Source organism: Marinobacter sp. LV10R510-11A, assembly GCF_900215155.1.
In the GTDB taxonomy this organism is placed as follows: Bacteria; Pseudomonadota; Gammaproteobacteria; order Pseudomonadales; family Oleiphilaceae; genus Marinobacter.
The window spans coordinates 2051781-2076893 of sequence record NZ_LT907980.1 but is presented as its reverse complement, the minus strand read 5'-3'; the positions used below and the strand labels follow the sequence as shown (position 1 = coordinate 2076893).

Annotated in this window: 29 protein-coding genes; 15 read left to right on the top strand and 14 right to left on the bottom strand. The window is 52.9% G+C overall.

The window, feature by feature from the left end; translation table 11 throughout:
* Positions 1–6: 6 nt before the first annotated feature.
* From CPH80_RS09920 to CPH80_RS09905, 4 genes are read left to right on the top strand one after another with little or no spacing between them, the layout of a single operon-like run.
* A complete protein-coding gene (locus CPH80_RS09920; protein WP_096277389.1) occupies positions 7–828 on the top strand; it encodes an SDR family oxidoreductase in 822 nt (273 codons plus the stop codon).
* 30 nt (positions 829–858) lie between these two features.
* Positions 859–1923 carry a phosphotransferase family protein gene (locus tag CPH80_RS09915; protein WP_096277387.1) on the top strand — a complete coding sequence of 355 codons (1065 nt, stop codon included), beginning with the start codon at positions 859–861 and terminating at the stop codon, positions 1921–1923.
* Entirely contained in the window at positions 1923–2612 is a 690-nt protein-coding gene (locus CPH80_RS09910; protein WP_096277385.1) for a histidine phosphatase family protein, read from the top strand. The genes CPH80_RS09915 and CPH80_RS09910 overlap by 1 nt, the downstream gene beginning before the upstream one ends.
* 17 nt (positions 2613–2629) lie before the next feature.
* The gene (locus CPH80_RS09905) at positions 2630–3400 is read left to right on the top strand and encodes an SDR family oxidoreductase (RefSeq protein WP_096277383.1); all 771 of its coding nucleotides are present in this window, start codon (positions 2630–2632) and stop codon (positions 3398–3400) included.
* Here the strand turns inward: CPH80_RS09905 and CPH80_RS09900 are convergent.
* Positions 3397–4311 (bottom strand): DUF6279 family lipoprotein, encoded by a 915-nt coding sequence (locus CPH80_RS09900; protein WP_096277381.1) that lies wholly within the window; start codon positions 4309–4311, stop codon positions 3397–3399. The two genes, CPH80_RS09905 and CPH80_RS09900, sit on opposite strands and share 4 nt — an antisense overlap.
* 188 nt (positions 4312–4499) lie before the next feature.
* A complete protein-coding gene (dacB, locus tag CPH80_RS09895; RefSeq protein WP_096277379.1) occupies positions 4500–6068 on the bottom strand; it encodes a D-alanyl-D-alanine carboxypeptidase/D-alanyl-D-alanine-endopeptidase in 1569 nt (522 codons plus the stop codon).
* Between the two features lie 304 nt (positions 6069–6372).
* Between dacB and CPH80_RS09890 the strand changes: the two genes are divergently transcribed.
* Positions 6373–7140: a glutathione S-transferase N-terminal domain-containing protein gene (locus CPH80_RS09890; protein ID WP_096277377.1), complete on the top strand. Its 768-nt coding sequence runs from the start codon at positions 6373–6375 to the stop codon at positions 7138–7140.
* 101 nt (positions 7141–7241) lie between these two features.
* On the top strand, positions 7242–7655 hold the full coding sequence (locus CPH80_RS09885; RefSeq protein WP_096277375.1) for a GFA family protein: 414 nt from the start codon (positions 7242–7244) through the stop codon (positions 7653–7655).
* Here CPH80_RS09885 and CPH80_RS09880 read toward each other — a convergent pair.
* Both CPH80_RS09880 and CPH80_RS09875 read right to left on the bottom strand, forming a co-directional pair.
* Positions 7649–8773 carry a PQQ-dependent sugar dehydrogenase gene (locus CPH80_RS09880; RefSeq protein WP_096277374.1) on the bottom strand — a complete coding sequence of 375 codons (1125 nt, stop codon included), beginning with the start codon at positions 8771–8773 and terminating at the stop codon, positions 7649–7651. The two genes, CPH80_RS09885 and CPH80_RS09880, sit on opposite strands and share 7 nt — an antisense overlap.
* Positions 8774–9008: 235 nt before the next feature.
* Positions 9009–9458: a YaiI/YqxD family protein gene (locus CPH80_RS09875; RefSeq protein WP_096277372.1), complete on the bottom strand. Its 450-nt coding sequence runs from the start codon at positions 9456–9458 to the stop codon at positions 9009–9011.
* Between the two features lie 147 nt (positions 9459–9605).
* Here CPH80_RS09875 and CPH80_RS09870 point away from each other — a divergent pair, with 147 nt between their 5' ends.
* Both CPH80_RS09870 and CPH80_RS09865 read left to right on the top strand, forming a co-directional pair.
* On the top strand, positions 9606–9944 hold the full coding sequence (locus CPH80_RS09870; protein WP_096277370.1) for a zinc ribbon domain-containing protein YjdM: 339 nt from the start codon (positions 9606–9608) through the stop codon (positions 9942–9944).
* A gap of 154 nt (positions 9945–10098) precedes the next feature.
* Positions 10099–10608, top strand: coding sequence for a copper chaperone PCu(A)C (locus tag CPH80_RS09865; protein ID WP_096277368.1), 510 nt, complete (start codon positions 10099–10101; stop codon positions 10606–10608).
* Between the two features lie 82 nt (positions 10609–10690).
* On the opposite strand, the gene CPH80_RS09860 is transcribed toward CPH80_RS09865, so the two are convergent.
* The gene (locus tag CPH80_RS09860; RefSeq protein ID WP_157746883.1) at positions 10691–10867 is read right to left on the bottom strand and encodes a CCGSCS motif protein; all 177 of its coding nucleotides are present in this window, start codon (positions 10865–10867) and stop codon (positions 10691–10693) included.
* A 285-nt stretch (positions 10868–11152) separates the two neighbouring features.
* Positions 11153–11359, bottom strand: a complete 207-nt coding sequence (locus CPH80_RS09855) for a cold-shock protein (protein ID WP_096277364.1) — start codon at positions 11357–11359, stop codon at positions 11153–11155.
* Positions 11360–11654: 295 nt separating this feature from the next.
* Here CPH80_RS09855 and CPH80_RS09850 point away from each other — a divergent pair, with 295 nt between their 5' ends.
* Both CPH80_RS09850 and CPH80_RS09845 read left to right on the top strand, forming a co-directional pair.
* Positions 11655–12509, top strand: coding sequence for a crotonase/enoyl-CoA hydratase family protein (locus CPH80_RS09850; protein WP_096277362.1), 855 nt, complete (start codon positions 11655–11657; stop codon positions 12507–12509).
* On the top strand, positions 12510–13112 hold the full coding sequence (locus tag CPH80_RS09845) for a CPBP family intramembrane glutamic endopeptidase (protein ID WP_096277360.1): 603 nt from the start codon (positions 12510–12512) through the stop codon (positions 13110–13112). It abuts the gene before it with no gap.
* On the opposite strand, the gene CPH80_RS09840 is transcribed toward CPH80_RS09845, so the two are convergent.
* Positions 13109–13975, bottom strand: a complete 867-nt coding sequence (locus CPH80_RS09840; protein WP_096277358.1) for a LysR family transcriptional regulator ArgP — start codon at positions 13973–13975, stop codon at positions 13109–13111. The genes CPH80_RS09845 and CPH80_RS09840 overlap by 4 nt on opposite strands.
* 73 nt (positions 13976–14048) lie before the next feature.
* On the opposite strand from CPH80_RS09840, the gene CPH80_RS09835 reads away from it, so the two are divergent.
* Complete coding sequence (locus CPH80_RS09835) at positions 14049–14684, top strand: LysE/ArgO family amino acid transporter (RefSeq protein ID WP_096277356.1); 636 nt, start codon at positions 14049–14051, stop codon at positions 14682–14684.
* Between the two features lie 28 nt (positions 14685–14712).
* Here CPH80_RS09835 and CPH80_RS09830 read toward each other — a convergent pair whose 3' ends face one another.
* Positions 14713–15213 carry a C40 family peptidase gene (locus CPH80_RS09830; protein WP_096277354.1) on the bottom strand — a complete coding sequence of 167 codons (501 nt, stop codon included), beginning with the start codon at positions 15211–15213 and terminating at the stop codon, positions 14713–14715.
* Between the two features lie 93 nt (positions 15214–15306).
* On the opposite strand from CPH80_RS09830, the gene arfB reads away from it, so the two are divergent.
* Positions 15307–15720: an alternative ribosome rescue aminoacyl-tRNA hydrolase ArfB gene (gene arfB / locus CPH80_RS09825; RefSeq protein ID WP_096277352.1), complete on the top strand. Its 414-nt coding sequence runs from the start codon at positions 15307–15309 to the stop codon at positions 15718–15720.
* Here arfB and CPH80_RS09820 read toward each other — a convergent pair.
* Positions 15711–16787 carry an alpha/beta hydrolase gene (locus CPH80_RS09820; RefSeq protein ID WP_096277350.1) on the bottom strand — a complete coding sequence of 359 codons (1077 nt, stop codon included), beginning with the start codon at positions 16785–16787 and terminating at the stop codon, positions 15711–15713. The two genes, arfB and CPH80_RS09820, sit on opposite strands and share 10 nt — an antisense overlap.
* A 129-nt stretch (positions 16788–16916) precedes the next feature.
* Between CPH80_RS09820 and CPH80_RS09815 the strand changes: the two genes are divergently transcribed.
* Positions 16917–17231, top strand: coding sequence for a DUF2007 domain-containing protein (locus CPH80_RS09815; RefSeq protein ID WP_096277348.1), 315 nt, complete (start codon positions 16917–16919; stop codon positions 17229–17231).
* A 47-nt stretch (positions 17232–17278) separates the two neighbouring features.
* Positions 17279–17968, top strand: coding sequence for an SDR family oxidoreductase (locus CPH80_RS09810; protein ID WP_096277347.1), 690 nt, complete (start codon positions 17279–17281; stop codon positions 17966–17968).
* Between the two features lie 31 nt (positions 17969–17999).
* On the opposite strand, the gene rluF is transcribed toward CPH80_RS09810, so the two are convergent.
* The 4 genes from rluF to CPH80_RS09790 all read right to left on the bottom strand — a co-directional run bounded on the left by rluF (position 18000) and on the right by CPH80_RS09790 (position 22729).
* Positions 18000–18938, bottom strand: a complete 939-nt coding sequence (rluF, locus tag CPH80_RS09805) for a 23S rRNA pseudouridine(2604) synthase RluF (protein WP_096277345.1) — start codon at positions 18936–18938, stop codon at positions 18000–18002.
* Between the two features lie 137 nt (positions 18939–19075).
* On the bottom strand, positions 19076–19900 hold the full coding sequence (locus CPH80_RS09800; RefSeq protein WP_096277343.1) for a DUF6160 family protein: 825 nt from the start codon (positions 19898–19900) through the stop codon (positions 19076–19078).
* A gap of 92 nt (positions 19901–19992) precedes the next feature.
* Positions 19993–21738, bottom strand: coding sequence for a choice-of-anchor D domain-containing protein (locus CPH80_RS09795; protein WP_227520432.1), 1746 nt, complete (start codon positions 21736–21738; stop codon positions 19993–19995).
* The gene (locus CPH80_RS09790; RefSeq protein WP_227520431.1) at positions 21695–22729 is read right to left on the bottom strand and encodes an AraC family transcriptional regulator; all 1035 of its coding nucleotides are present in this window, start codon (positions 22727–22729) and stop codon (positions 21695–21697) included. The genes CPH80_RS09795 and CPH80_RS09790 overlap by 44 nt, the downstream gene beginning before the upstream one ends.
* A 386-nt stretch (positions 22730–23115) precedes the next feature.
* On the opposite strand from CPH80_RS09790, the gene CPH80_RS09785 reads away from it, so the two are divergent.
* Positions 23116–23664, top strand: a complete 549-nt coding sequence (locus CPH80_RS09785; protein ID WP_096277339.1) for a class I SAM-dependent methyltransferase — start codon at positions 23116–23118, stop codon at positions 23662–23664.
* 2 nt (positions 23665–23666) lie between these two features.
* Here the strand turns inward: CPH80_RS09785 and CPH80_RS09780 are convergent, their stop codons facing one another.
* Positions 23667–25112, bottom strand: a complete 1446-nt coding sequence (locus CPH80_RS09780) for a phospholipase D-like domain-containing protein (RefSeq protein ID WP_096277337.1) — start codon at positions 25110–25112, stop codon at positions 23667–23669.
* Between the last annotated feature and the right edge of the window lies 1 nt (position 25113).

The window sequence follows — 25113 nt, the reverse complement described above, 5'->3', positions numbered from 1 at the left end:
AACACTATGACACAAAAAGTATTCGTAACAGGCGGCGCCAGCGGCCTTGGCCGGGCTATTGCACTGCGTTATGCCAAAGAAGGCGCCAAGGTCTGTATTGGCGATATCAATTCGGAGCAGGGCGCGGGTGTTGAGCAGGAAATCAACAATGCCGGTGGCGAAGGCTACTTTGTGGAGTGCGATGTTCGGAGGCTGAAAGATCTGGAAAAAATCTGTGCTGAACTCACTCAAAAGTGGGGCGGTGTGGATGTGGTGGTGAATAACGCCGGTGTGGCGTCTGCCGGTTCGATTGAAGACACCACTATGGCGGACTGGGAGTGGATTATTGATATCAACGTGCTGGGCGTTGTGCGGGGCTGTAAAGCGTTTACGCCGCAGTTCAAGAAGCAGGGCTTGGGTACGTTTGTGAATATTGCCTCTATGGCGGGCCTTATGCTGGCGCCGCTTATGGGTAGCTACAATGTGTCTAAGGCCGGGGTGATTGCGTTGTCAGAGACGTTGAGCCAGGAGTTGCGCAGCGACGGCATTCATGTGAGTTGCGTGTGCCCAGCGTTTTTCCAAACAAACCTCGCCAGCAGCATGCGTTCGGATATTCCCGGTATTGCGCAGAACGTGGGCAAGTTAATGAAGCGCTCCAATATTTCTGCAGATCATGTTGCCGAGGATATCGTGCGCTCGGTCAAGAACAAAGATTTTTGGGTGCTGCCCCATGTTAAAGAGCGCCGACTATGGATGCTTAAGCGCTTTGCTCCTTGGGCGTTTGATCGTCTGATGTATGAGGAAAGCAAGCGCTGGATGAAGAAGATGGGCGGTAAGGCCAAGGCCTGACCGAGAACCAGAATAATAGGAGAGCCTTTGATGACCCAGATTGACCAAGCCGCGGGTATCCGCGAAGGCGAGGAGCTGGATCTTGCGGCAGTAGACCGGTTTATGAAAAGCGCCATGCCCGATCTGACCGGCGAGCCGGTTATTCATCAGTACCCTGGCGGCGCTTCCAACCTGACGTATCAGGTGGATTACGGCGATCGCTCGTATGTTTTACGTCGGCCACCTTTAGGCAAGATTGCAAAATCGGCCCACGACATGCTCCGCGAAGCAAAGGTGATGCAGGCGTTGAAGCCGGTGTATCCCTATGTGCCAGCGATCATCGCTATCTGCGATGATCATGACGTGCTGGGGTGTGATTTCTACGTAATGGAAAGGATGAAAGGCGTCATTCTGCGCCAGGATTTCCCCAAAGACTTGGACATGAACGAGGCCGATACTCGCAAGCTGTGCCTGAGCGTGATCGACAAGATGGTGGATTTGCACCGGGTTGATGCCAAGGCGGCAGGGCTTGATAAGCTGGGCAAGGGCGAAGGCTATGTTCAGCGCCAGATTGGTGGCTGGAGCGACCGTTTCCGCAAGGCCCGCACCGACGATGTTGGCGATTTTGAAGCGGTCATGTCTTGGCTTAACGATAAAATGCCCAACGACGTTGCTCAGGTTGTGATTCACAACGACTTCCGCTTTGACAACGTGGTGCTGAACCCCGACAACCCCTTTGAAGTGGTCGGGGTGCTAGATTGGGAAATGGCGACGATCGGTGATCCGTTGATGGACCTGGGCAATACGCTGGCCTATTGGATTGAGGCGGACGACGAGGGCCCGTTCCAGGTGCTGCGGCGCCAGCCCACACATCGCCCCGGCATGCTTACGCGTAAGGAAGTAGTGGAGTACTACATGGAGAAATCTGGCTTTCAGGCTGATAACTTCGATTTCTATGAGATCTACGGGTTGTTCCGTTTGGCGGTGATTGTTCAGCAAATCTATTACCGCTTCTATCACGGCCAAACCAAAGATAAGCGCTTTGCCGCGTTTGGCCATGCAGCTAACTATCTTGAAAAACGCTGCCAGCGCCTGATCTCCGAGAGCTCTCTGTAATGGCTACGGTGTACCTTGTGCGCCACGGCCAAGCCAGTTTTGGTAAAGAGAACTATGATCAGCTTTCACCCAAAGGTTGGGAGCAGGGCAAGGTTCTTGGCCGCTGGATGGTCGATAAGATAAAACCGGCTGCGATTTTTGGCGGCGATCTGCAGCGTCATCGTGAAACAGTTGAAGCCATCGCGACCGGTTACGGTGGGCAGTTGCCCGATATGCAGGTAGCGCCGGGCTTCAACGAATTCGATCATATATCCGTTGTTAACTGCTACCGGCCCGAATGGAGCGATCGGCAGGTTATGGCGAGAGATCTTGCGGCTTTTCCGAAACCTGCGGCAGCCTTTCAGCAAGCCTTTGTGGAAGCTGTGCGCCGGTGGGCATCTGGGAATTATGACGCGGAATACGATGAGACCTGGACGGATTTTAAAGCCAGGGTTCTTGCAGTATTTGATGAAATGATCGAGTACGCAGACGGCGGTGATGTTTTGGTGTCCACATCTGGCGGCCCCATCGCGGTTATGTGTCAGCACCTTCTGGGCCTTGAAGACGAGCGGGCACTGGCACTGAACGAAGTCATCGCTAATACCAGCGTTACCCGGGTTCTTTATTCCGCTGGCCGTCGCAGCCTGTCTGTTTTCAACAATTACAGCCACCTAGAAGCGGAAGACCCCGCCCTGGTGACGTTCCGATAACGAATTGAGGTGAATGAATGAGCAAGAAAGACCTGTTTGATCTGACCGGCAAGATTGCCCTGATTACCGGTGCCAGCCGTGGTATCGGCGAGAGTATTGCCCGCACTCTGGCGGACTATGGCGCTCACGTGATCGTAACCAGTCGCAAGATTGAAGCCTGTGAAACCGTGGCCAGCAGCATCCGCGAAGCAGGCGGCAGCGCCGAAGCCTATGCCTGTCACATTGGCGAAATGGAGCAGATCGAAGCTATCTGGGCTCATATCGAAAAAGAGCACGGCAAACTGGATATTCTGGTTAACAACGCTGCAGCCAACCCGTATTTCGGCCCGATTGAGGATACAGACCTCGGTGCTTTCCACAAAACCGTAGACGTGAATATTCGTGGTTACTTCTTTATGTGTGCCCGCGGTGCACAGCTGATGAAGAAAAACGGCGGTGGCTCTATCGTCAACGTCGCATCGGTTAACGGCGTAAACCCGGGGCACTTCCAAGGCATCTACTCGGTAACCAAAGCTGCCGTTATATCCATGACCAAATCCTTCGCCATGGAGCTGGGCCAGCAGAAGATTCGTGTGAACGCTCTGCTGCCGGGGCTGACAGACACCAAGTTCGCCAGCGCCCTAACCTCTAACGAAGCCATCAAGAAGCAGGCTATGGCGCATATTCCGATGAAGCGTGTGGCCGACCCGAGTGAGATGGCCGGCACGGTGCTGTATCTGGCATCAGATGCGTCCAGCTACACCACGGGTGCCTGCATCAATGTGGACGGTGGTTACCTTACGATTTAATGACTCGTAAGAACCCGCGCCGCGACTTCGGAGCCCGGCTGGCAGGTGAGGGCTTTGAAGTCGCCGCTTAATTCTGATGCTTGGCGGGCCAGGTGATCTAGGTGGGTGGGCTTGCTTGCGAGCAACAGATCCTGAATCAATGAGGTCATGGCCTCCATGCTGCTGTTCATCATCGCAACATAAGCATCGCCTCGCGCCGCTTCGGGGTTGCTAATAAGTTCGGTAATTGTTTCGTCGAAGCCCGGCTCATTGCGATTTTCGAGGGCGAGCAACAGGGCTTCTTGCCAGTTTTGGCGGCCTTCCAGCCAGATCCTAGCTTGCCCGGTGCGGCTTTCTGACCAGCCGTTGATTAGGCTCTGCTGTTTAGCGTTCAGGCTTCCCAGCCAACGCTCAGCTCGCTCCGCGGTTCGTTCTGCTCGAGCCTCTGCAATCTCTTCAGCGTCTCCAACGAGAAATTCTTCTTCCAGTTCCCGGTGCTTCTTCGCCATGTTGCCAGCCAATTCGCTCACCTGCTCATCGCTGAGGCTGGAGAGCAGATTAATAGCGGTGGGCGTTATCTGCTGCAGCAATGGTGGGAAGAACGTCATAAGTTGGTTTTGAAGGTTGTTAATTTTGGCCGGGGCCGGATTACCTAAAGCCAGATCGCTCTGGAGGCTGCTCAGCCACGCCCGATAACGCGGTAACTCGGTGCTACAGTGCCAACTCTTCAGGCTTTCAATATCGGCATTCAGCTGCTTTTTTTGGGGCTGAGTGAGCGTAATTAAGTCCTCAACCCACCAAACAATGCCCCAGTCAGCGTAACGGTAGGCCAGCCGGGTTGAGCTGCACCCCGTGACAAGAAAGCCCATAATAAGCACGAGAGCAACCGCTCGTCCGGCACCTACCTTAAATGAATCCCCACAGTGATCCATATTGCGCCTGACTCGGTAAAAAAGCCTATCGAAAAAAGATTGGAAGCTTATTATAATTCGATCTTTGTATTTTGATATGCTAGGAGAACTCATGAGCCGTATCAAACCCGCACGCCTACGCCATCTCGTGTTCGGGTTCTATATGTCCGGAATGATGTCGCTGCCGATTGGGCTTAGTTAGAAAATTTTTATTGGAAAGACGTTTCAGAGCCGCTCGCATTAGCGCGCGAAAGCGAGGTTCCCGTGGGTGGTTCGAAATGCAGGGAGTAAAGAATCCGATCTAGTACTGCTTGGCCATTCCAAGCAGGATCATTATTCACCATGCCCACAACCGCCCAGGTGGTGTTGTTTTCATCCCGGGTAAAGCCGGCGATAGAGCGAACGTTTTCTAGGTAGCCGGTCTTAATGCGACCCTCGCCATCCATACCCGTGTTGCGTAAGCGACGCGCCATGGTTCCATCCATGGCGATGATCGGCATAGATGTCATCAAATCAGAGGAATAAGGGCTGTTCCACGCGTGTTGCAGTATTTTTGTGCCTTGTCTGGCGGTTATCCTGCCGTGACGTGTCAGGCCCGCGCCGTTGTCGATGACCATCCCGGACGTATCGATTCCTTTCTTCTCCAGCCAGTCATAAATAACGCGTATGCCAGCAACCCGGTCGTCGTTTTCATCATCCAGACGGTTTTGTGCGCCGATGGTCAGCAATAGCTGCCGCGCCATCACGTTACTGCTCCACTTATTAATGTCTCGAACCATGGTAACCAGGTCTGGCGACGTGGTTTTCATAACCAGCCGTGCCTTTTGTGGAGTTGGCCCATTCAGGTTTCCACCGGATACGATGATGCCCATCTCACCAAGCAAAGAGCGAATCATCGAGGCGCTGTATTGCTCCTGAGGCAACAGGGACAGGTAGGTCGTGGTGCGACACCCTTGCGGCAGTTCGCCGGTTACCCGCACCGTTACTCTTCCACCTTCTTGAACGACAGGCTCCCAGTCAAAATTACGGCGCGAAGGGCAGGGTCCTTCGTCCACTGCGGTTACCCGGTTGTCGATGACAATCTCGCTTAGATCTGGCGTGCTCCAAGCCTGAGTACCACGCTCGTCGGCACGAATCTGGAAGTGCAGGAGGTTGAGGTTAGTAAGGTAGGCAGATGGCTCGACCAGAAATGGTGCGTATGGGTTGTGGCCGTTGTCCTTAAAGAGAGGAAAACCACCGTCGATTTCAAAATAGCTGCCATCGAGCACCAGATTGCCATCGATACGGTTAATCCCCATATCGCGGAGTTCCCGCAGGGTCGCCCAGAGACGTTCGAAAGTGAGTTTCGGGTCGCCACCAAAGCGAACGTAGAGGTCGCCTTTAAGCGTATCGCCAACCATTACTCCATCGGTCAAAAAATCCGTATCCCAGTGATGGGTGGGGCCAAGAATTTCCAGCGCGGCGTAGGTGGTGATCACCTTCATTATGGAGCCGGGGCTCATGGGAACGTCGGCATTAATGCTCTGGTCAAGCCCCGGGCCGTTCAAAGGCACCGCAGCCATGCTCAGTGCTTCTTCGCTTTTTAAGGAGTTAGTGGCGTAATCTTGCATCTCGCTGGCCCAGAGGCGCTTGCCACTGTAGCCCGAGCCGTCGCCTTCAGCAGCCAGTGCCGATGGCAGGTTTGCCAGAACAGGAGCCAACGCAAGAGCAGCGGCAAAAATCAGCGCTGGGCGCCTTTGTCGAAGACTGACTTTTCCTGCGCTGTTTGAATGCGGCATACCCGGGATCACCATGATGGCTGTTTGGTTAGATGTGGAGAGAAACTCTCTAGATGAACAATAGCCCATCTTTGCAAGTTGTACTATGCAGATAACCTCTACATGACGTTAAAAAATGCCAGTAGAGCGCTTGTTTGTATTGGTGTTTTGTGTCCGAGTGTAAGTTAGCTTGCGCGAAGCGACGAGGCAAATATCAACAAGGTAACGACTGATATCCGGTCGCCTGCCCTTCGTGTGATTGTAAGCCAATGGAAAGTCGTTTTATTTGATGATAATGGTTGGTTCATATATTAAGGATTTGCTTATGTTTAATAGACTCGCTCACCACGCGAACGTGCTGGGTTCCGTCGCAACCTCATCATTGACAGCTTGGCGTGGATGTCTTGTGGTAAGTGACGTGCCGCAACCGGAACAGTCTCTTGTATTGTACGACATGGAAGGGTGTCCCTACTGCCGACGTGTTCGCGAAGCGCTCACCGCACTCAATCTTGATGTGCAGATTCGGCCCTGTCCTAAAGGTGGTCGTGTTTTCCGAAAACAGGCGGAAGCAACCGGTGGCAAACAGCAGTTCCCTCTGCTGGTCGACCGGAACACAGAGACCGTGATGTATGAATCAGAAGCCATCATTGAGTACTTGTTCCGCCAGTATGCGGGGCGATCGGTGCCCGGCTACTACCGTGAGCGGATTTGGCAACCGGTTTTGGGTTCACTTGCTTCCGTGGCCAGCGCCATGAGAGGGCTGCGTGCGAGTTCAACCAAACAGCCAGAGCAGCCGTTGCATTTGTGGAGCTTCGAAGGAAGCCCGTTCTCTCGCCTAGTGCGCGAGAAGTTGTGTGAGCTGGAGATCCCTTACACTTTGCATAATCTGGGCAAGGAACACTGGACTGAAATCGGCCCTGCAAAGCAACGTATTAAACCTGGGCCTTACACGCCTGCTCCCGGCGGAAAGCGCGATGCTTTCTTCAAGGCGCACGGTCGAGTTCAAGTGCCGTACCTTGAGGATCCGAATACCGGAGAAGGATTGTTTGAATCTGATCGCATACTGGGTTATCTAAATACGCAATATGGCTAAAACAATCGGTGGCCACGCTGTTTCATAGGCATCTTGGCGGGTATCATAGCCGGCCGTTGAGATAGTTCTGGAGCGCTCAGAACACGATAATCAGGAAGTTTATGTATACCGGCCAGTGCCTGTGTGGCGATATTACATTTGAATACGAAGGCCCCTTGGGCCCGCTCTCTCTGTGCCATTGCAGTCAGTGTCGCCGTGCCCACGGTAGTGCATTTTCTGCAAGCTCTCCGGTGCAAAAGGTGCGCTTCCAGTTTCTGAGTGGCGAGGATCAGCTGACCGAATATGAGTCGCGCCCCGGTAAATACCGGGCCTTCTGTGGCCGCTGCGGAAGCCATTTTTATAGTCGCGTGGATGCGATTCCCGGCATTCTTCGCCTGCGAGTGGGCGTCATTAACGAGCCCCTGAAAAAGGGGCCAGCGCAGCATGTCTACACTGGTTCAAAATCGGACTGGTTTGAAATCACTGACGCTCTGCCTCAGTACGAAAAAACCGAGCGTACCGGCGACCCTCACTGAGCTGGCACTACCCGGTACACTTTGCCTTGTGGCGAGTCTGTCAGTAACCACAGGTTGCCATCTGGCCCTGTTCGAACGTCGCGGATCCGTTCTGCCAGGCTGGTGAGTAAATCTTCCACTTCTACTATCTGCCTGTTCTCAATTTTCAGACGAACCAGCTTTCGCATTTTGAGCGCGCCTACGAACAAATTGCCTTGCCATTCGGGAAATTCGAGCCCTGTGTAAAACGCCATGCCTGAAGGCGCGATGGACGGATCCCAATAATGTAGTGGCTGTGCCATGCCGTCTTTTGCTGTGCTCAGCGTGATCGGGATTCCTGAATAACCGATGCCATATGTGATTTCCGGCCATCCGTAATTGGTGCCCGCCCGTAAAACATTAATCTCATCACCACCTCGTGGGCCGTGTTCGTGAGTCCAGATATCACCAGTAATGGGGTGAGCGGTCATGCCCTGAATATTACGGTTGCCCCAAGTAAAAAGGGTGTTGTTGATGCCTGAATCATCAATCCCCGGGTTGCCCGGAACTGGCTCGCCACTAACGGTAATACGGTGGACGCCGCCCGCATCGTCTCCAGTGTCTTGCGCCCGATTCATCTCGCCGCGATCGCCAACGGAAATATAGAGATAACTTGATGCATCGAAGGCCATTCGCCCTCCAAAATGTCGTGATGTGCCGGAGCGGGGCAGGGCTTCGAAGATAACCGTTACGTTTTCTAATTTGTTGTTGTCAAAAATCGCCCGGGCGACCCTTGTGGTCATTCCTTCGCTGGAACGGTGGGCGTAACTCAGGAACAGAGTTCGGTTCTTCTCAAAACCCGGGTGTAGCACTACATCGAATAGCCCGCCTTGGCCTGTTGCCGCAGAGACTGGAACCCCCGGAACTGGTTTGGATGACAACTCTCCGTTTCGAATAACACGAAGTCTGCCGGTTCTCTCTGTAACGAGCATGGAGCCGTCTGGGAGAAAAGCCAGGCTCCAGGGATGTTCAAGACCACCAGCAACCGTTTCCAGCTTGAAGCTTGCTTCTTGGGACTTAAATACTTGGCTTGAGGCAAAGAGGGGGAGGCCGAGCAAAATCAGTGCACTGAATGTTATCAGATGTCGGCAAGAGAGCATTCGATTCTCCTTGTTCATTGCAAATGATAATCAATGTCATTAATATCTTTTATGTGCCTTGCTTGGAGTAACGGCACAGAAGTTCTTCATACGATCTGTTTATATCATAAGCTAAGGGAGATACAGCCATGACAGCAGAACAAGAAATGATCGAAGGGCTGAAGATTGCAGCGGGGGCCGGCCTTTTCATCGCGCTTGTTGTTACTGGCTTAGTTGTGGGCTCCGGGGTCGGAGGCTAGCCCCGATTACGCTGCAGCCATCGATCCAGTTTGTTAGCGAATTCTTTTCGGTCGGTCTGGCTAAATGGGGCCGGGCCGCCGGTAACCTGTCCGGCATTACGCATCTCTTCCATGAAATTCCTCGTGGCGAGGCGCTGGCGAATATTTTCTTTAGTGAAAGCTTGGCCCCTTGGATTGAACACATCGGCGCCTTTCTCGATGGCTTCGGCCGCCAACGGAATGTCCTGAGTAATAACCAAGTCGCCAGCGCTGAGCTGATCCATAATTTCATTATCCGCCACATCGAAACCCTGCATAACCTGCCTGGCTTTTATATAGGGGCTGGGTGGTAGTTTGATGACGTGGTTGGCAATGAACGTTGTCTGGGTTTGCCAGCGCGTGGCGGCGCGGCAAAGAATTTCGCGAATAGGTACAGGGCAAGCATCGGCGTCAACCCAGATCGACATATCAACTTCCTTAAGCAGTTTAGTAACTAGTGGGGGAGTGTACCTGCTGTTGCTGCAAGCCTGGTAGTGAACCTCAGCCGCGGCTGCCGGATTTGCCGGGACCTTGGTGGTATAGTCCTGTGTAAATTCAATTACTAGGAAACACCCATGTCTCAACTTCCTCCGTGCCCCCAGTGTGGTTCTGTATACACCTATGAAGACGGTGTTCAGCTTGTTTGCCCTGAGTGTGCTCATGAATGGACAGAAGCAGAGGCGGCAGCGGAAGAAGCAAGCAAGGTGGTACGCGATGCCAATGGTAATGAGCTTCAGGATGGTGATGCGGTCACTGTGATCAAAGATCTGAAGGTGAAAGGTTCCAGCTCTGTTGTGAAAGTCGGCACCAAGGTGAAGAGCATTCGTTTAGTAGACGGCGATCACGATATAGACTGCAAAGTTGATGGCATTGGTCCCATGAAGCTTAAGTCCGAGTTTGTTAAAAAAGTCTGATATTCCAAGTACCAAAATTTAGCTGACTTGTTGCGACTATTCGACGCACCTCGTTACTTGCTTTGAGCTGATCTGAACGCAACACTGTAGGCATTACGGCCCCCAAAATGTAGCGTTTACCATCATCAGTTAAACCGTAGCGGCGCGAGACACCATGAAAAAAGTAATGACACTGCTGTTTGCCAGTAGCGCCCTGATCATGTCGGGCTTTACCAATGTTGTGATGGCCCATGAGTACTCCCGAGGGGGGATCGATATTGAGCATCCATGGAGTCGGCCGACACCGCCGGGCACACCCATGGGCGTCGGCTATCTAGTTATTAGAAACCATGGCGACAGAGATATCACATTGATTAGTGCAAGCACGCCCAGGGCAGATCGTGTTTCAATTCATGAAACGCTTATGAAAGATGGGGTCATGCGGATGCAGCCGCTAAAGAGCGGGCTGAAAATATCGGCGGGAGAGGCTGTGGAGCTTAAGCCTTACAGCTATCATTTGATGCTGGAAAAACTTACGGAACCGCTGAAGGAGGGGGAAAGTATACCCTTGACTCTGGAGTTTGAGGACGCAGGCGCTATTGACGTTGAGCTGAGCGTACAGTCATTGGATGCAGATATGAAAGAGCCGGAAATGGATCATTCTGGGCATCAGATGGATCACTGACTCCCTCCGGTTTAAACAACCAGTGGCGTTTCCAGAGTGTGCGATGGAAGCGTCACTGGTGATCTTCTTAACAGGTGTATCTTTAAGAGCAGCCACCGCAGCAGACGCCGTCATCACCGTGTTTAGCCTTCTTGGGGGCGCTTTCATAAGCGTTCACCGGCGCCTCAGAGCGCTCTTCCGTCGCGCCATTCTTTAGCTTGTCAGCTTCTACCTTATCGGCATTCTTCGGGCTGCTTACTTCCTTAAATAATTGCGTCATAAGATGTGATCCTGTTGCTGGGAAGCGTTTGAAAGCTTCTTGATTTATAAGATTCATTATAGATGAATGTTATTTGTATTCAGGAGGTGAGTCAACCAATCTTTGCAGAATATAAACCTAGCACTCACTGCAGGCGTACAGAGGACGTTAGGTGCGTTTTACTATGGCAAGACGGGGGAGGTAAAACCGAGTGGAGCAGGAAGAGATTTTAGGGCAGTAAAAAACGCGATTTTTGGGCAATAAAAAAGGCAGCCGAAGCTGCCTTTTTTTAGCGTTGTCTGTTAATTAAACAGCAACAACGTTCTCAGCCTGAGGACCTTTCTGGCCCTGAGTCACTGTGAAATCAACTTGCTGGCCTTCAGCCAGAGTCTTAAAACCGCCGCCCTGAATAGCGCTGTAGTGAACAAAAACGTCCGGGCCTTCTTCACGAGTGATAAAGCCAAAGCCTTTTGCTTCGTTGAAGAACTTAACCGTACCGGTAACAGTAGACATATCATTATTCCTGTATTCAATCATTTAAAGTGCCGCCAGGTCATCATGTTGATGGCTGGTCAGCGGTATGCGGAAACAAACAACGGGCGTGATCAAAAACAGGACGTACGACTACAGAAAGGCGTCTTATTTATGAAGTGCTTTGCTAAATCTTTCCTACGAAGCGCACTGTACCTGCTGCTTGCTGAAAAGCAAAGCACTTTCTTATAGGCATAAACCCGACATTTTCAGTCACATGAGGTATGTTTGCCTTAGCATTTTTGAATTTTTGTGCACTAATAAAGGAGGCTTTGCCGTGTCTGAGTTACCCACTTACGAGAGTTTTTCTGTCAGCGTTGAAAATAAGATTGCCCACGTGCAGTTCAGCCGCCCGGAAGCGATGAACACCATGAACAAGGCGTTTTGGCTTGAGCTGCCTAAGTGTATGCAGGACATTGAAGCACACACAGATGCACGGGTGATTGTGGTGTCATCCACGGGTAAGCACTTCTCAGCGGGAATGGATCTGGGTGTTTTCTCAGACCCCAAGGCTGTGCCCATGAGTGGTGACCCTGGTCGCATGGCAGAAAATCTGCGGCGTGTTGTACTACAACTTCAGGACACTTTGACGTCGCTGGAGAACATTCGCTTGCCAGTACTTGCGGCCATTCATGGAGGCTGCATTGGTGGTGCTTTGGATCTGGTGTGTGCGGCAGACAGCCGTTACTGCACGGAAGACGCGTACTTCACGATCAAGGAAACCGAGCTGGGCATGACAGCGGATGTCGGCACACTTCAGCGTTTACCCAAACTGATGCCGGAAGGTGTTGTGCGTGAGCTGGCGTACACGGGTCGTAAGTTTTCTGCGCAGGAGGCGAAAGACCTAGGTTTTGTCAATGCCCTCTATTCTGACCAGGAAGCGCTGATTGCTGGCGTTATGGAAATTGCCGCCCAGATTGCCGCCAATCCACCGCTTGCGGTCATCGGCTGTAAAGAGATGTTGAACTACAGCCGTGATCACACGGTAGCCGATAGTTTGAAATACATGGCAACTTGGCAGGCTGGCATGTTTCGCCCCACGGATATGATGAAAACTTTTCAAGCTAAAGCACAAAAGCAGGCGCCCAAGTATGATGATCTGTTCGCAGTGAAAGGCCTTTTTGAGCAGTAAATGACGGTGAGCAACGGGAATAGATCGAAGGTTTCTCCGATTAATGCCTTGGTGTTCCAGGGTGGGATTGGCGTGGTTGGGCTGCTGGTGATTCTGGTCGTGGATATTCCCGTGCAGGTCTCCGGAGCCGGGCTTTTGCCAAGTGTGCTCTATGGTTTTCTGGGTGCGCTGTGCACATATGGTGTTCTTTTATTGCTCTCCCGGATTCCCGGTTTGTTCCCGGATAACCTTGATCGACAAATGCGTGGCCTTTACAGGTTTGCATCCGGCTATTCTTGGTCTGTGCTTCTTCTGCTTTCAATCTTTGCCGGTGTAGGCGAAGAACTCCTGTTCCGGGGAACAGTGCAGGGGTGGCTCGCCGTGCACACCAATGCCACTACCGCTGTGCTGGCTGCATCCGTGCTTTTCGGTTTAGTGCACTGCGTTTCCTTTGCATACTTTGTTATCGCTACAGGCCTTGGGCTGGTGCTTGGGTTGGCTTACGCAATAACCGACAGTATTCTGCTAGTCATGATCTGGCACAGTGTTTACGACATGATAGCGCTGTTCTGTCTGCTTCGATTTCCTGAGTGGTTTGGTATCCGCGTGCGACAGAAAAGCTAAGGGTTTGCCGCCTTCAACGCAGCCGTTAGCCGCTCCATAACATTCCCGCTGTGACGCCAGAAGTGCCAGTAAAGCTGAACATCAAGGGATTGGCCAGGAGCAATGCTAATCAATCGGCCCGCCTTGATCTCCGGCCTCGCCTGAATCTCCGGGATCATTCCGTAACCCATGCTCGCCAACGCCAGTTTTACAAAGCCTTCAGAAGAAGGGCACAAATGATAGGGGAAGGGGCCGTGGTAGCCACTCTGAGCCAAGAATCGGTGCTGTAACTGATCATTTGGCCCGAATACAATCGCAGGTGCTGACTGCAGGCTTTGTTCATTAAAGCCTTGGTTGAAATACCGTGTTTTATACGAAGGTGTCGCTAGGGGCATGTAAGTCATGGTGCCAAGTGGAACGCAGCGGGCCCCGGCGACGGCCTGTGGATTGCTGCACAGGCAGGCGGCGACATCACCTTCGCGCATCCGTCGCAGCGCTATGTCCTGATCTTCAACCACCATATCCAGCAACAGTGTTTCCTCATCACAGAACTCACCAATGGCGTCTGCCCACCAAGTTGCGAGGCTGTCGGCATTGAGCGCGATACGTAACCGTGCGGCAGGCTCGGAAAGCGTAGGCAACGATTTCGCCAGATCTCGCTCAAGAAGCTGAACCTGCTGAACGTGGTTCAGCAGCTGCTGCCCGGCCGGTGTGGCTCTGGGAACAGGGCTGCGTAACAGAACCGGTTGTCCGATGCGAACCTCTAGGGTGCGGATACGCTGAGAAATAGCAGATTGACTCAGGCCAAGCACAGCGCCTGCGCGCTCAAAACCACCGGTCTCAACAACCGTGGCAAGGGCTTCTAGTAATTTATAATCGATCATAAGAAAAACTGATGCGTCATTAGGAATATGAATTTCAAGTATAGCGGTAAGTCGTTATTCTTGCGGCATCAAAATGGAGAAAACAGCGGTGCTTGAGAATTACCTAGAGAGTTACTTAACGGGTTTGATTGTCTGCGGCGGAATGATCGTTGCTATTGGAGCGCAGAATGCTTACGTGCTGAGCCAGGCGATCCGGCGCGAGCACCACTGGTGGGCGGCCGGTCTGTGCATGGCATCGGATATTGCTCTTTTCACGCTTGGCATGTTCGGAGTCAGCGCGGCTTTGATGGCCATGCCCCAGGCATTGGAAGTCTTGCGCTGGCTTGGGGTGATTTTTCTTGGGTGGCTGGCTATCCAGGCCTTTGTTCGAGCTGGCCGGGGTAGGGCTGTGCTTGAAGCCGGCGAGGTGTCTCGCCGAAGCCTTAAGGGCGTTCTACTAACCACGCTCGCGGTTACCCTGCTGAACCCTCAGGTGTATCTGGATACGCTTTTGCTGATCCCAGCGGTAGGTGCACAGCAGGACAACGCAACGACGTTTGTGGCGGGCGCCAGCAGCGCGTCTGTTCTGTGGTTTGGTTTGTTGGCTTGGAGTGGGTCTGCTTTGGCGCCTATTCTTTCACGCCCGCTGGCCTGGCGGATAATAGATGGCGTTATTGGTTTGATGATGGCAGCCATCGCGTTTCATCTTGCGTTCAACGGCGGCCTTTAGCGTCAATAAAGAGTTTTAATACAAAGAGTTAATCAAACCGTCGAGCGCTGGAGAATCGGTCTTTCCAATAATAGCCGTTCAGTTCCGACATGATCACGCCGGAGGATGTGGACGCGTGGATAAAGCGGTTGTCACCCATATAGATGCCAGCATGCTGGTCTTTTCCTGCGATTCTGAAAAACACGATGTCGCCGGGCTTAACATCTCTGGGCTGAACCACATCACCGTAGCGCAGCATTTGCGAGGTTGTACGTGGCAGTTGTTGCCCAAGGCCCTCGCGATAGGCCGTAGTGATAAAGCCTGAGCAGTCGAACCCGCGGCCTGTGGTGCCGCCGTATTGGTAAGGCGTGCCTTCATAGCGCTCAAATGCCTGCCAGAGTTTTTCCGCCTTCGCAGATCCAGGTACGGACTCAACAGGTGAGTATTGAGAGTGCGCAGTGCGGGGCTGAAAGCTCTGATTGCTGGCGCAGCCGCCCATCACAAGGGACGAGAAGACCAAAATGAAGGCATACCTGAAAGTCTGAGCCATGCAAAATCCTGAGCTACGGTTCTTTGTCTCCACTGTATTATCGAATTGCCGGGATGTCAGGTTACGGTTTGCGGTATTTGGTATCCTTGGGCCATGTTGAAAATATCAAATGCTGTTGAAATTGCTGACTGGGAACTAGAAATTACCCAGATTAGAGCTCAGGGCAATGGTGGCCAGAACGTTAATAAAGTGGCATCGGCCGTGCATCTTCGCTTCGATATTCAAAATTCCGCCCTGCCTCCGTTCTATAAGGAGCGTCTTCTGGCGCTTCAGGGTCAGCGCATAAGTAAGGAGGGCGTTATTATTATCAAAGCCCAGTCGCATCGTACGCTGGAGCTGAATAAGGACGATGCGCTTGAACGCCTGAAGGAGTTGATACAGGAGGCAGTCAAAGTACAGAAGGCGCGTCGCGCTACCCGACCCTCAAAATCCGCTCGGCGTAAAAGGGTTGATCGCAAGACACAGAAAGGCAAAACCAAATCCCTCCGGGGCAAGGTTCAGGTCTGAGCCAACTCTGGTTGCGCTTTGTGTGATTCAAGCTTGCTGACAAACAATTCTATATCGGCGAAGGCTTCTTCGGCTTCCGGCAGCATGGGCGTGAAAATCTGCCAGACATGAACCATGCCGGGCCAAGTGTGCAGCGTCACTTGGGAGCCCTGAGCGTTTGCCTTTGCAGCGTAGCGTCGGGCGTTGTCCAGTAGCATCTCCGTATCGCTGACCTGAATCAGAATGGGAGGCAGGTTGGCGAGGCTGCCCAAGAGCGGCGATGCAACTGGGCTGGTGGGGGAAACACGAAATGCGGCGAACGTCGCCCACCAGATAACCGGCCGGGGGATTTTGGATAGACTGCCAAATGCAGGGCCTAATAGGGGGTCTGTCGCGATGTTGTTGCGGTTGCTGGGTGCCGAGAGGGTGAGGTCTGTAGAGGGCGAAAACGCAACGGCACCGTCGGCCTGGCGCAGCCCGCTTTCCCGAATCCAGGCCAGAAGCCCAAGGGTATGGCTGCCGCCTGCTGAATCTCCCGCCACCAGAATAAACGTGGCTTCACTTGGGCCGTCTGGGCCATTTTCTGTCAGCCAAGTATAGGCTTTACGGCAATCGCGCACGCCGTCCATAAACCGGTGTTCTGGCATAAGGCGGTAATCCACCACAAAGACGGCTGCTTTGGCAGCATGGGACAGGCGATCCGTAATGGCCCGATGGCTGCGCGGGCTGCCCGCTGCCCAGGCACCACCGTGAATGTAAAGAATTCGCCGCTGGGTATCCGTGCCTGGCGCAATGACCCACTCACCGTTCGGATTTTCGCAATGCCGGATCTCCGATTCCAATTCTAGGCCATCACTCAGGCTGTCCATATGCTTTCGCACAGCCATTAGCCGCGCTTTGCCACGAAGGCCTTTAGCCGCCCGGCCCATGTCCCCGATGCGATCCAAAACGTCCTGGTTTTCTGCGCTGGGTGGTGTGTCGCTCACGGAATGCTCTTCTTGGTCCAGATAGGACAAATCTTCAATCCGAAACAGGAAGAGAGTGAGTGCAACGATGAGTAAGGCAACTGCAACAACAATCCAGACCATAATTTGTCCGTACTCTAAGTGTAGTGTTGGCGAAGGTTGGCCCTGTTAGCTTGGGCACACTATGCTTTAGGTAGGTTACATCGCATTTTTGCGATGAACGCCTTCAAATGTCACAAAAGGAGAAGGGCTTTGCAAATTGCATATAGGGCCAAGGACATCATTGAAGCGCATATTGTAGCTGGATTGCTGAAAGCTAATGGCATTGAAACCTACGTAGGTGGGCTCTATCTACAAGGTGCAATGGGCGAGATAGGCGCAGCTGGCTTCAGCAATGTCCATGTAGAAGATGAGGATCTTTACCCGGCCCGGCAGGTGATTACGGAGTATGAGGCGAGTAGCTGTGTTACCACAGCCGTGGAAAGTGGCGATGACAAACCGGATTCTTACGCCCGCTGGGTTTTGCTGGTTATGGCGGTGTTGGTGCTGATCTGGCTAAATTTCTGATAAGCACAGAGATACGAAACGTAGCTGATAAATGGAGTGTAAAAAGTATGGCAGATAATCCCGTTATGTTGATCACCGGCGCATCTTCCGGCATTGGTGCTGCAACGGCTCGCGCGGCCGCCAAAGAGGGCTATCGTCTTGTTCTTGCAGCCCGCTCTGCAGACAAACTGAAAGCTTTGCAGGCGGAACTCGGTGGTGACAACGAAGTGCTGATTGTTGAGTGCGATGTACAGAAGGGCGAAGATCAGAGGTCTATGGTTGAACAGGCCCTGAAAACCTTCGGTCGTATCGATTCTGTCTTTGCTAATGCTGGCCGAGGCGGGGAGCCGGGTGGCTTTAGCGAAGCCGACCCGGAGGTTTGGAAAGATATGATCCTCACCAACATTTACGGCGTGGGCCTGACCCTTCAGCATTGTCTGCCGGCCCTGCGAGAAAGTAAGGGGCACTTGTTGCTGACAGGCTCTGCCGCAGGCAGGGTCACAATTCCTGGCTCTATGTACAGCGCCACTAAATGGGCTGTTTCCGCGATTGGCTATGGCGTGCGGGAAGAGTTACGCGGTTCCGGGGTGCGGGTGACTTTGATAGAGCCCGGCATGGTTGATACGCCGTTTTTTGATAAGCCACCCGCACATGCGTTGATGCCGGAAGACATCGCCCGTGCTGTGATCTATGCGGTATCCCAGCCTTCCCACGTGGATGTAAACGAAATTTTGGTGCGGCCAACGCCGGCGGAATAGCTAGTTAGTCCCCCCCCCGGTTCAGCTTTGGCTATCGTTTGATGCTGCGCTGCCTTGGCTTTCCGGCTTTGGGGCGTTTCGACGATTTGGGCTTTTTGCCTGTTTCTGGTCTGGAACCAGGTATTTTAGGCCGGACACCCGGAGCTTTAGGCCCAGCTTTGTGGCCGAACCCCAGTGGTTTCGGTGTGTGCTTGGGTTTGCCAGCGGGTTTCTTACTTGCAGGTGCAGGCTTGTCTGGTGCGCCATCGGAAGATGAATCACGAATGGCATCAAACAGGCCTGCGAGTTCTTTCTCTGTAAGGTCGCGCCACTGGCCCACTGCTAATCCTTTCAGGTTAACGTTCATAATGCGGACGCGCTCAAGCCGCGTTACTTCAAACCCGAAATGCTCGCTCATTCTGCGAATCTGGCGGTTTAGTCCTTGCACCAGCGTTAAGCGAAATACAAAACGGCTTTCCTGCACCACTTTACATTTTTTGGTCATGGTGCCGAGGATGGGAACGCCTCCGGCCATGCCTTGAATAAACGATTTGGTAATCGGCTTATCGACCGTGACAACGTATTCTTTTTCGTGATTGTTGCCGGCGCGCAGGATTTTATTCACCAAGTCGCCGTTGCTGGTCATGAAGATCAGCCCCTGTGAGTCCTTGTCTAGGCGCCCGATTGGAAAAATGCGCGCACCGTGGCCAACAAAACGCTGAATGTTGTACTTTTCTGCGTCATCGGTGGTGCTTACGATGCCGACCGGCTTGTTCAGGGCGATAAATACCAAATCTTCTTCCGTGCGGGGCTCGATAACCTGGCCGTTTACTTTAACGGTGTCGGTCGGTAATACCTGGTCGCCTACGCTGGCCCGCTTGCCATTGATAAAGACGGCTCGCTGCTCAATGTAGCGATCCGCTTCCCGGCGGGAACACATGCCGCTTTCGCTGATGTATTTGTTAAGACGGGTGGAGTGATTGCTGGTCATCGGTTATCCGGTTACGTATCAAAGTTTGGGCATGATACCAGCCAGATTTTCTTTCTGCGCCCTTGGGCCGTATAAAAAAAGGGGGGGGAACCCGTTGAAGGGAGAGAGCCTCCGGAACACCGGAGGCTCGATTAGCCTTAGTGGCCGTATATCCGCATTGCAGTGTTCTGAACGGAGAGGTTGTCCAGAGCCACTGAGCCGATGGAGGTGCCACCAACAAGAATCTGCCCAATGGACATGTCGGCCTCAAAGGTGTTCAGGTCGATTGCCAGAGCTGAATCGCCATTGGCCCTAGTACCATGGTAGATGTCCATGTCTACTTTGGCGCCAAGTTTTGTAACTATAGGGTCGTCCGGATCTAATCTTGCGCCGGTTAGGTGCAGGTCGCGAATGCCGAGAGCTAGGAACTCAACGTCAACATCCAGATCATCGATTGCAAACAGGGTTTGCACGTTCATCTCATCAGTTGCAGTGTCGATACGGATTTTAAGTTCTGTTACCACACCGTCCATGGCGAAATTATTCGCCAGTACAGTGGAGTCGGTGTGCCCTTGCAGAGACCATTCGCCGGTTTTCACGGAAAAGTCGATGGGCGCAGCAACCAGTGGGAATACGTTGATCAACGCATCACCGTCATCTGCAATATCGATTTCGACCTTGATGTTGTCGATCAAGTCGCTGGACTCGGCGAACAGGAAGTTGCGGATTGCCGGATCGGTAAATTCAGCAAACATGTCGGTGCGATTGGCACCGCCAATGAAAATATCCTTCACGGAGAGTGAGCCTTCATCCGTGTAAATGAATTCGCCAATATTGACCTGGGTTTCCAGTTCAATAGTGACACCGGCCTGGCCGGTAATGTTACCCATATGGGCGTCTTCAAGTGGCTTGAGTTCCGCGTGTGCCGCGAACGACAGGCTTGCAATTGCTAGCACCAGTACTGATTTCTTCAGGCTTTTCATAATAATTCCTTTTTTGCTTTTGTTATGAAGGCCAGCCGGGATATGAGGCCGGCTGGCCAGGCGAGGGCTTCTTCAGAAAGCCCTCTTTTTCCTTAAAGCTCCGGAGTCAACGTTAGGTTGATAGTGTTGTCGGAACCAGACAGGAACTGGTTGAGAACGTCTGTCAACAGGCCGCAGTTTTCAAGAGGCGGCAGGTCGTATACACCGCTCACATCACCGCCAGTTGCCGGCGAGAAGTTAGAGCCTTCGTTTGAGATCAGAGTGATATCCACAGGCTGGATCGACTGGCACTGATCGCCGCCGCCAACTCTGATGGGGATGCCCCACAGCTTGAGCTGGACCTTAGGCACCTTCACATACAGGTGGGAATTGGCAGTCAGCTTTCCGTTAACCAGTGAGCCGGTCGTCATTTCGGACTGCTCGAATTCTACGTTCGCTACACCTTTCAGGCGGCTCCACAGAATTTTGATCGAGAAGTGACCAACCGTTGGGTCGATGGCTAGGTCTGCCTCAAAAGTACCACTTGCTAGCTCCAGCAGGGTTGCGATGCTGCCGTTAAGAGGCAAGGTGCTGTCTGAAGACTTGATGTAGGTAGAGCCTTTCAGGCCCAACAGAAGTTCGATTGCATCGCCCGATGCTTCGAAGCCCTCTGCACTTACTGGAACGGAGATTTCTGGGCTCTCAGCGTCGTTGGATCCGATTACTAGCTCGGCGTTACGGACGCCAGTAGCGGCAGCTGTGAAGCTCACATCAATAGCGCAGGTTTGCTCAGGTGCGACCGTGGTGCAGTTATTGGTCTGCAGGAACTCACTTGCGTCGGGGCCGGCTAGGTTGATGCTGTTGATCAGCAGGGTTTCGTTGCCGTTGTTAGAAACGGTGACCTGAGCAGATTTGCTCTGGCCCAACTGAACCTGGCCTAAGCTTACAGATGCCGGTGTAACGGCAATCTCAGGAATCGGCGCAAGAACACTGCGACCGCTCAGTGCAACGTCTACAGAGCTGTTGTCTGCGTCGGTTGAGTTGATGGTCAGTGTTGCATTCTGAGTGCCTTCGCCATCTGGAATGTAGGTAACGTTTACGTCACAGCTTTCGCCGGCAGCGATAGTGCTGCAGCTGTTGCTCTGCATAAACGAACTGGCGTTTGCGCCAGCAATTGAAACACCGTTGATGCCTAGTGCGGCATTGCCGGTGTTGCTGAGGGTAACGGTTTCATCTTTGGTTACACCAGCCTGCACATTACCAAACGCTATCTCATCACGGTTTACCGCAATGCGTGGCGTTTCGACAACGTCACCTTCCACGGTAACGGTTTGCAGCAAGTTGTCCTGACCCGCGAGCAGGGTACAGTTCGTTGTAATCTCACCGATAGGGGCCGGAGCTATATCGCCGTTGGCTGTGCGTGCAACCAAATTCAGTGTCAGCCCGCCAACGCGGATTTCTGCATTGCCTACATCTTGGTCGGTAAATGTGAATTCTGGCGCCTGGCCGTTGGCCGGAACAGTGAATGCGCCGGATTCTTCAGGGATTGGACTCTGAGGAATGGTGAGGGTAACAATCTGCTCAACGGTACGGCCTGCAGTGATGATCTGGTTGGTGTTTACCGCTGAACCTTCAACGGTTTTTGAGCCGACCAGTTTCAAACCAACGCGTGAGTCGTCGTTTACCAGTGTCATCGCCGTTACAGCAAATGAGGGGAACGGGGTGCCAACGGTTGCGCTTGTTGGGATATCTGCGCTGATTTCGGCACTGATAGGCTGTTCGCCGATCAGTGGGAATGGGCAGGTGAACTGTAGATTAGTAGATACAGGGCTGGCAAGAGCGCTTCCGGCGCCGGACATTAATGCCGCAGCTGCCAGCGCAGGCGCGATAGGCTTTGGTAAAACTTGCTTGGTCGCTGAAACCAAGCTTTTCAGCAATGGACTCCAGCGGTACATTTGTGTCGTTCAGGTAAAGGGTCGCGAAGTTTTTGCGAATTTCGTTTCTTACTTCACGAAACGATGTGCCTGCGCTGGCAAGGTGCTGGCGCAGGGTGCGTGTACTAATATTGAGCCGTCGGGCAATGTTGTTGGTGGTGCACGGTCGGCCAGGCTGGCCCATGATCATTTCGCGCACCTGCATCAGTGTTTCGTCGGCCAGCCGGACTTTTTCTCCGGCGCCTTGCCGCTTGCGGGCCAGCAGAAACTGCAGGCTGGCATTATCTTTCTGGGTAGGTTGTCCTTTAAGCGCCATGGTTATTTGGTTATAGGGCGCATCAAAGTGGAATTCGCAATCCGGGGCGAGTGACTGCCATGAGTTGGCGTCGCGTTGTGCGGGGAACGCAAATTGGATATCAAAGTGCCCGCAAACCTCTGCAGACACACGATGAATACTGCCCATATACATTTTGATTACGCAGGGGGTCAGTTCGCCTAGCCCCCAAGTATCGAGCAGGCGTATGTGAAATGTTGATCCTGTTGAGCTCAGCTCCATGTCCATCAGCGGAAGGCCAACACGGATATACTGCACAATCATGCTGATGAGTTGCCGGGGGTTGTCCTGGCCGAGTACCGCAAAGCCTAGTAAGCCATGGCTGGGCAGATCCAGTTGTTGGCCAAACTGGAAAGCAGCCCGTTCGTCATTCATCAGCCAATCGGCCTTGCGCAGCACTGAGGTTATCTGCTGCATTGTGATGCTGGAGTCGGGATCATTCAGTATGGCTTCGGTTATATCGGTATCGTTTAGAAGGGCCGCGCGTTTTACGCCCCTGCGTTCCATAAATTCAATGAAACGTCGCGCGTAGCGTGCCGAGATGAGAGGCACCTCTAAGGCCATACGATTCGAAATGTCCATATTCCTGTCCCTGGGACGGGTGTAACCCGTAACATCGTCATGTTTTACGATTGTTATTACTGGAAGCTGTATACAGCAGGCTTTCCTTAGCGAACAGTATAGGCAGGTCGGGGCTGTGTTATTTTCGGGGCCCGTCACGAAATGGTTGTCATGGCCGGATATGACAATGAAACATTCGTTAGGTCTGAGCTTAAGAGACTGGAGAGCGCTTGCAGAATTCGTCTGTAGTATCAAAAAAAGTATCAAAACAAGTATCAAAAATAGCATCGGGAATCAGCGTTTGCGACGGCACAGGCTGCACTGTTTGTGGGCAGGGCGGGCTGAGTCGCTTTCGGATAGTGAAGGGGCGGGAATACCTGCGCTGTTCCAACTGCGAAGCAACGATTATGGCGCAGGCAAGCTGGCTTACGCCCGATGAAGAGCGGGCGATTTACGATCTTCACAACAATGATTCAGACGACCCGGGTTATCGGGCTTTTCTCGAGAAACTTGTCACGCCCTTGCTTGAGCGTGTTCATGCGGGCGCTTTAGGACTGGATTTTGGCTGTGGGCCTGGCCCAGCGCTTGCAGAAATGCTGCGTGAGTCGAGAATGGATGTGGCGCTTTACGACCCCTTTTACTATCCAGAACAATCAGCCCTGAGTCGTCAGTACGACTTTATTACCTGCACAGAGGTGGTGGAGCATTTGCACCGCCCTGCAAAGGTATTCAATCAATTGGATGGTTTATTAAAGCCTGGAGGATGGCTTGGCATAATGACGTGCTTTCAAACCTGCGATGACCGATTTGATAACTGGCATTACCGGCGAGATCCCACACATGTTGTGTTCTATCGTGAGGTGACACTGGCCATTATTGCCGGCCGTCTGGGCTGGACAATGTCTGTGCCCCAAAAGGATGTAGCGATCTTTCAGAAGCCTGCACCTTCTTTTTGAGCTCAGAATGTCGAAAACCCGGTTGCTTCCATCAAGCGATAGCGCCAGTAACGCAGCATCGAATCGTCGGCCCAATGTTCATAGGGAAGGCTCATAACAGTGTCGCTGCCGGGGCCAGACTGCCACTGCTGTTCAAAAAATCCGACAGCTTTTGTGGCTACCGTAGAATCTGGCAGTACCGAAACCCATACATCGGTTTCAAGATTAAGGTCGTCCAGATTGCGCCGGGTAAAGTTGGCTGAGCCCATCAGGAGTTCGGTAGGGCCGGCTTTTGGGCGCAGAATGAGCGATTTGCTATGGCACTGCTCGCCGGAGGTATTGCACCAGCGAACAGGGACGCCGGCTTTATGAAGTTCCAAAGCAACCTGTCGGTTGGGTATGCCGCTTTTTTGATGGCCGAAGGCTTCGTTGTTGGCATCGAGAAGTACGCGCAGGTTCGCGCCGCGTTCGTGGGCGTCGAGCAGGGTCGCAACAATTTCTCGGTGTGAGAGATAGAAAAACGAAAGATCCAGCCGGCTTCCGCTTTGCGCACTGTTGATCATCTGAAGTGCCGAATCCAAGATCGCAGATTCGGTTTTTACCGCAATCTTACCCGCTGTCTGTTGGCCTGCTGTCTGATTGGTATTAGCCTCACTGATCAGCCTGTCAAGCGTTGGACTGGTCTGGCCGGACATGTTCAGAACCGCTTGCTCGCTCTTCAAAACATCGATGACCGCAGGGCCAGTAAAGCTGATTGCGGTATTACTGTGCCGGCTGCTGCCATCGTGAGGATTGGCAGAGGTTACCAGGGCGCGTAGCTTTTCCCCGTCATCTGTCACCAGAACTTTGCGATGGTTTGCTTTGAAGTTGGGTAACGCAAGGTAGCTGCGGATGGTGACAGGTTGCGATCCTATGGCGTTCGGCAACCAGCCACCTTCGGGATTGTTGCCGAACCACTGACAACAGAGCCGCCAGAATGCGGACCAGCCCGGGTTGCTGTCACGAAGTGGTTGCAGGTTGGTTTCCGTTACCGAAATGCCCGCCTGACGTAATGCCTGAAACCAGGGCGACACCGAGCCTCCGTAGAGGGTGTTCAGCGGGTCAGAGATAACAACAATCTCCAGTCCCGGCTGCTCGGCCTTCCGGCTGATCAGGGCCCTAGTCAGTTGTTCTGAGAGAGGTCGGTGCTTCATGCCCTCAGGACTGCTGCTGTTGAAGAGGAACATGTCGACCAGTACGAAGGACTTGGCCTGGCTGATAAGGCGCAGTATTTCGTCAAAAATTTCATGGTCGCGCGTTTCTGACCCATCGCTGTGATGATAAGTCGCATCCACCAGCAGTGCTGCACCACTCAAGGGGAGTGCGTCGCCGCTGTGGCTAATGCCAGGAGGCAGAGGCTTGTAGGTATGATAGAGACCCACACCGACGAGCGTCAGAATAATGAGTGCGAACAATATCTTCCATGACATA

Coding starts and splice junctions, on each gene's coding strand:
- CPH80_RS09915 (WP_096277387.1), top strand. CDS start 859: ATGACCCAGATTGACCAAGCCGCGGGTATCCGCGAAGGCGAGGAGCTG.
- CPH80_RS09880 (WP_096277374.1), bottom strand. CDS start 8,773: ATGCTCTCTTGCCGACATCTGATAACATTCAGTGCACTGATTTTGCTC.
- CPH80_RS09785 (WP_096277339.1), top strand. CDS start 23,116: ATGGCGCAGGCAAGCTGGCTTACGCCCGATGAAGAGCGGGCGATTTAC.
- CPH80_RS09870 (WP_096277370.1), top strand. CDS start 9,606: ATGTCTCAACTTCCTCCGTGCCCCCAGTGTGGTTCTGTATACACCTAT.
- CPH80_RS09845 (WP_096277360.1), top strand. CDS start 12,510: ATGACGGTGAGCAACGGGAATAGATCGAAGGTTTCTCCGATTAATGCC.
- CPH80_RS09920 (WP_096277389.1), top strand. CDS start 7: ATGACACAAAAAGTATTCGTAACAGGCGGCGCCAGCGGCCTTGGCCGG.
- CPH80_RS09855 (WP_096277364.1), bottom strand. CDS start 11,359: ATGTCTACTGTTACCGGTACGGTTAAGTTCTTCAACGAAGCAAAAGGC.
- CPH80_RS09905 (WP_096277383.1), top strand. CDS start 2,630: ATGAGCAAGAAAGACCTGTTTGATCTGACCGGCAAGATTGCCCTGATT.
- CPH80_RS09890 (WP_096277377.1), top strand. CDS start 6,373: ATGTTTAATAGACTCGCTCACCACGCGAACGTGCTGGGTTCCGTCGCA.
- arfB (WP_096277352.1), top strand. CDS start 15,307: ATGTTGAAAATATCAAATGCTGTTGAAATTGCTGACTGGGAACTAGAA.
- CPH80_RS09820 (WP_096277350.1), bottom strand. CDS start 16,787: ATGGTCTGGATTGTTGTTGCAGTTGCCTTACTCATCGTTGCACTCACT.
- CPH80_RS09900 (WP_096277381.1), bottom strand. CDS start 4,311: ATGGATCACTGTGGGGATTCATTTAAGGTAGGTGCCGGACGAGCGGTT.
- dacB (WP_096277379.1), bottom strand. CDS start 6,068: ATGCCGCATTCAAACAGCGCAGGAAAAGTCAGTCTTCGACAAAGGCGC.
- CPH80_RS09830 (WP_096277354.1), bottom strand. CDS start 15,213: ATGGCTCAGACTTTCAGGTATGCCTTCATTTTGGTCTTCTCGTCCCTT.
- CPH80_RS09840 (WP_096277358.1), bottom strand. CDS start 13,975: ATGATCGATTATAAATTACTAGAAGCCCTTGCCACGGTTGTTGAGACC.
- CPH80_RS09910 (WP_096277385.1), top strand. CDS start 1,923: ATGGCTACGGTGTACCTTGTGCGCCACGGCCAAGCCAGTTTTGGTAAA.
- CPH80_RS09800 (WP_096277343.1), bottom strand. CDS start 19,900: ATGAAAAGCCTGAAGAAATCAGTACTGGTGCTAGCAATTGCAAGCCTG.
- CPH80_RS09790 (WP_227520431.1), bottom strand. CDS start 22,729: ATGGACATTTCGAATCGTATGGCCTTAGAGGTGCCTCTCATCTCGGCA.
- rluF (WP_096277345.1), bottom strand. CDS start 18,938: ATGACCAGCAATCACTCCACCCGTCTTAACAAATACATCAGCGAAAGC.
- CPH80_RS09875 (WP_096277372.1), bottom strand. CDS start 9,458: ATGTCGATCTGGGTTGACGCCGATGCTTGCCCTGTACCTATTCGCGAA.
- CPH80_RS09810 (WP_096277347.1), top strand. CDS start 17,279: ATGGCAGATAATCCCGTTATGTTGATCACCGGCGCATCTTCCGGCATT.
- CPH80_RS09795 (WP_227520432.1), bottom strand. CDS start 21,738: ATGTCCGGCGCCGGAAGCGCTCTTGCCAGCCCTGTATCTACTAATCTA.
- CPH80_RS09780 (WP_096277337.1), bottom strand. CDS start 25,112: ATGTCATGGAAGATATTGTTCGCACTCATTATTCTGACGCTCGTCGGT.
- CPH80_RS09885 (WP_096277375.1), top strand. CDS start 7,242: ATGTATACCGGCCAGTGCCTGTGTGGCGATATTACATTTGAATACGAA.
- CPH80_RS09860 (WP_157746883.1), bottom strand. CDS start 10,867: ATGACGCAATTATTTAAGGAAGTAAGCAGCCCGAAGAATGCCGATAAG.
- CPH80_RS09865 (WP_096277368.1), top strand. CDS start 10,099: ATGAAAAAAGTAATGACACTGCTGTTTGCCAGTAGCGCCCTGATCATG.
- CPH80_RS09835 (WP_096277356.1), top strand. CDS start 14,049: ATGGAGAAAACAGCGGTGCTTGAGAATTACCTAGAGAGTTACTTAACG.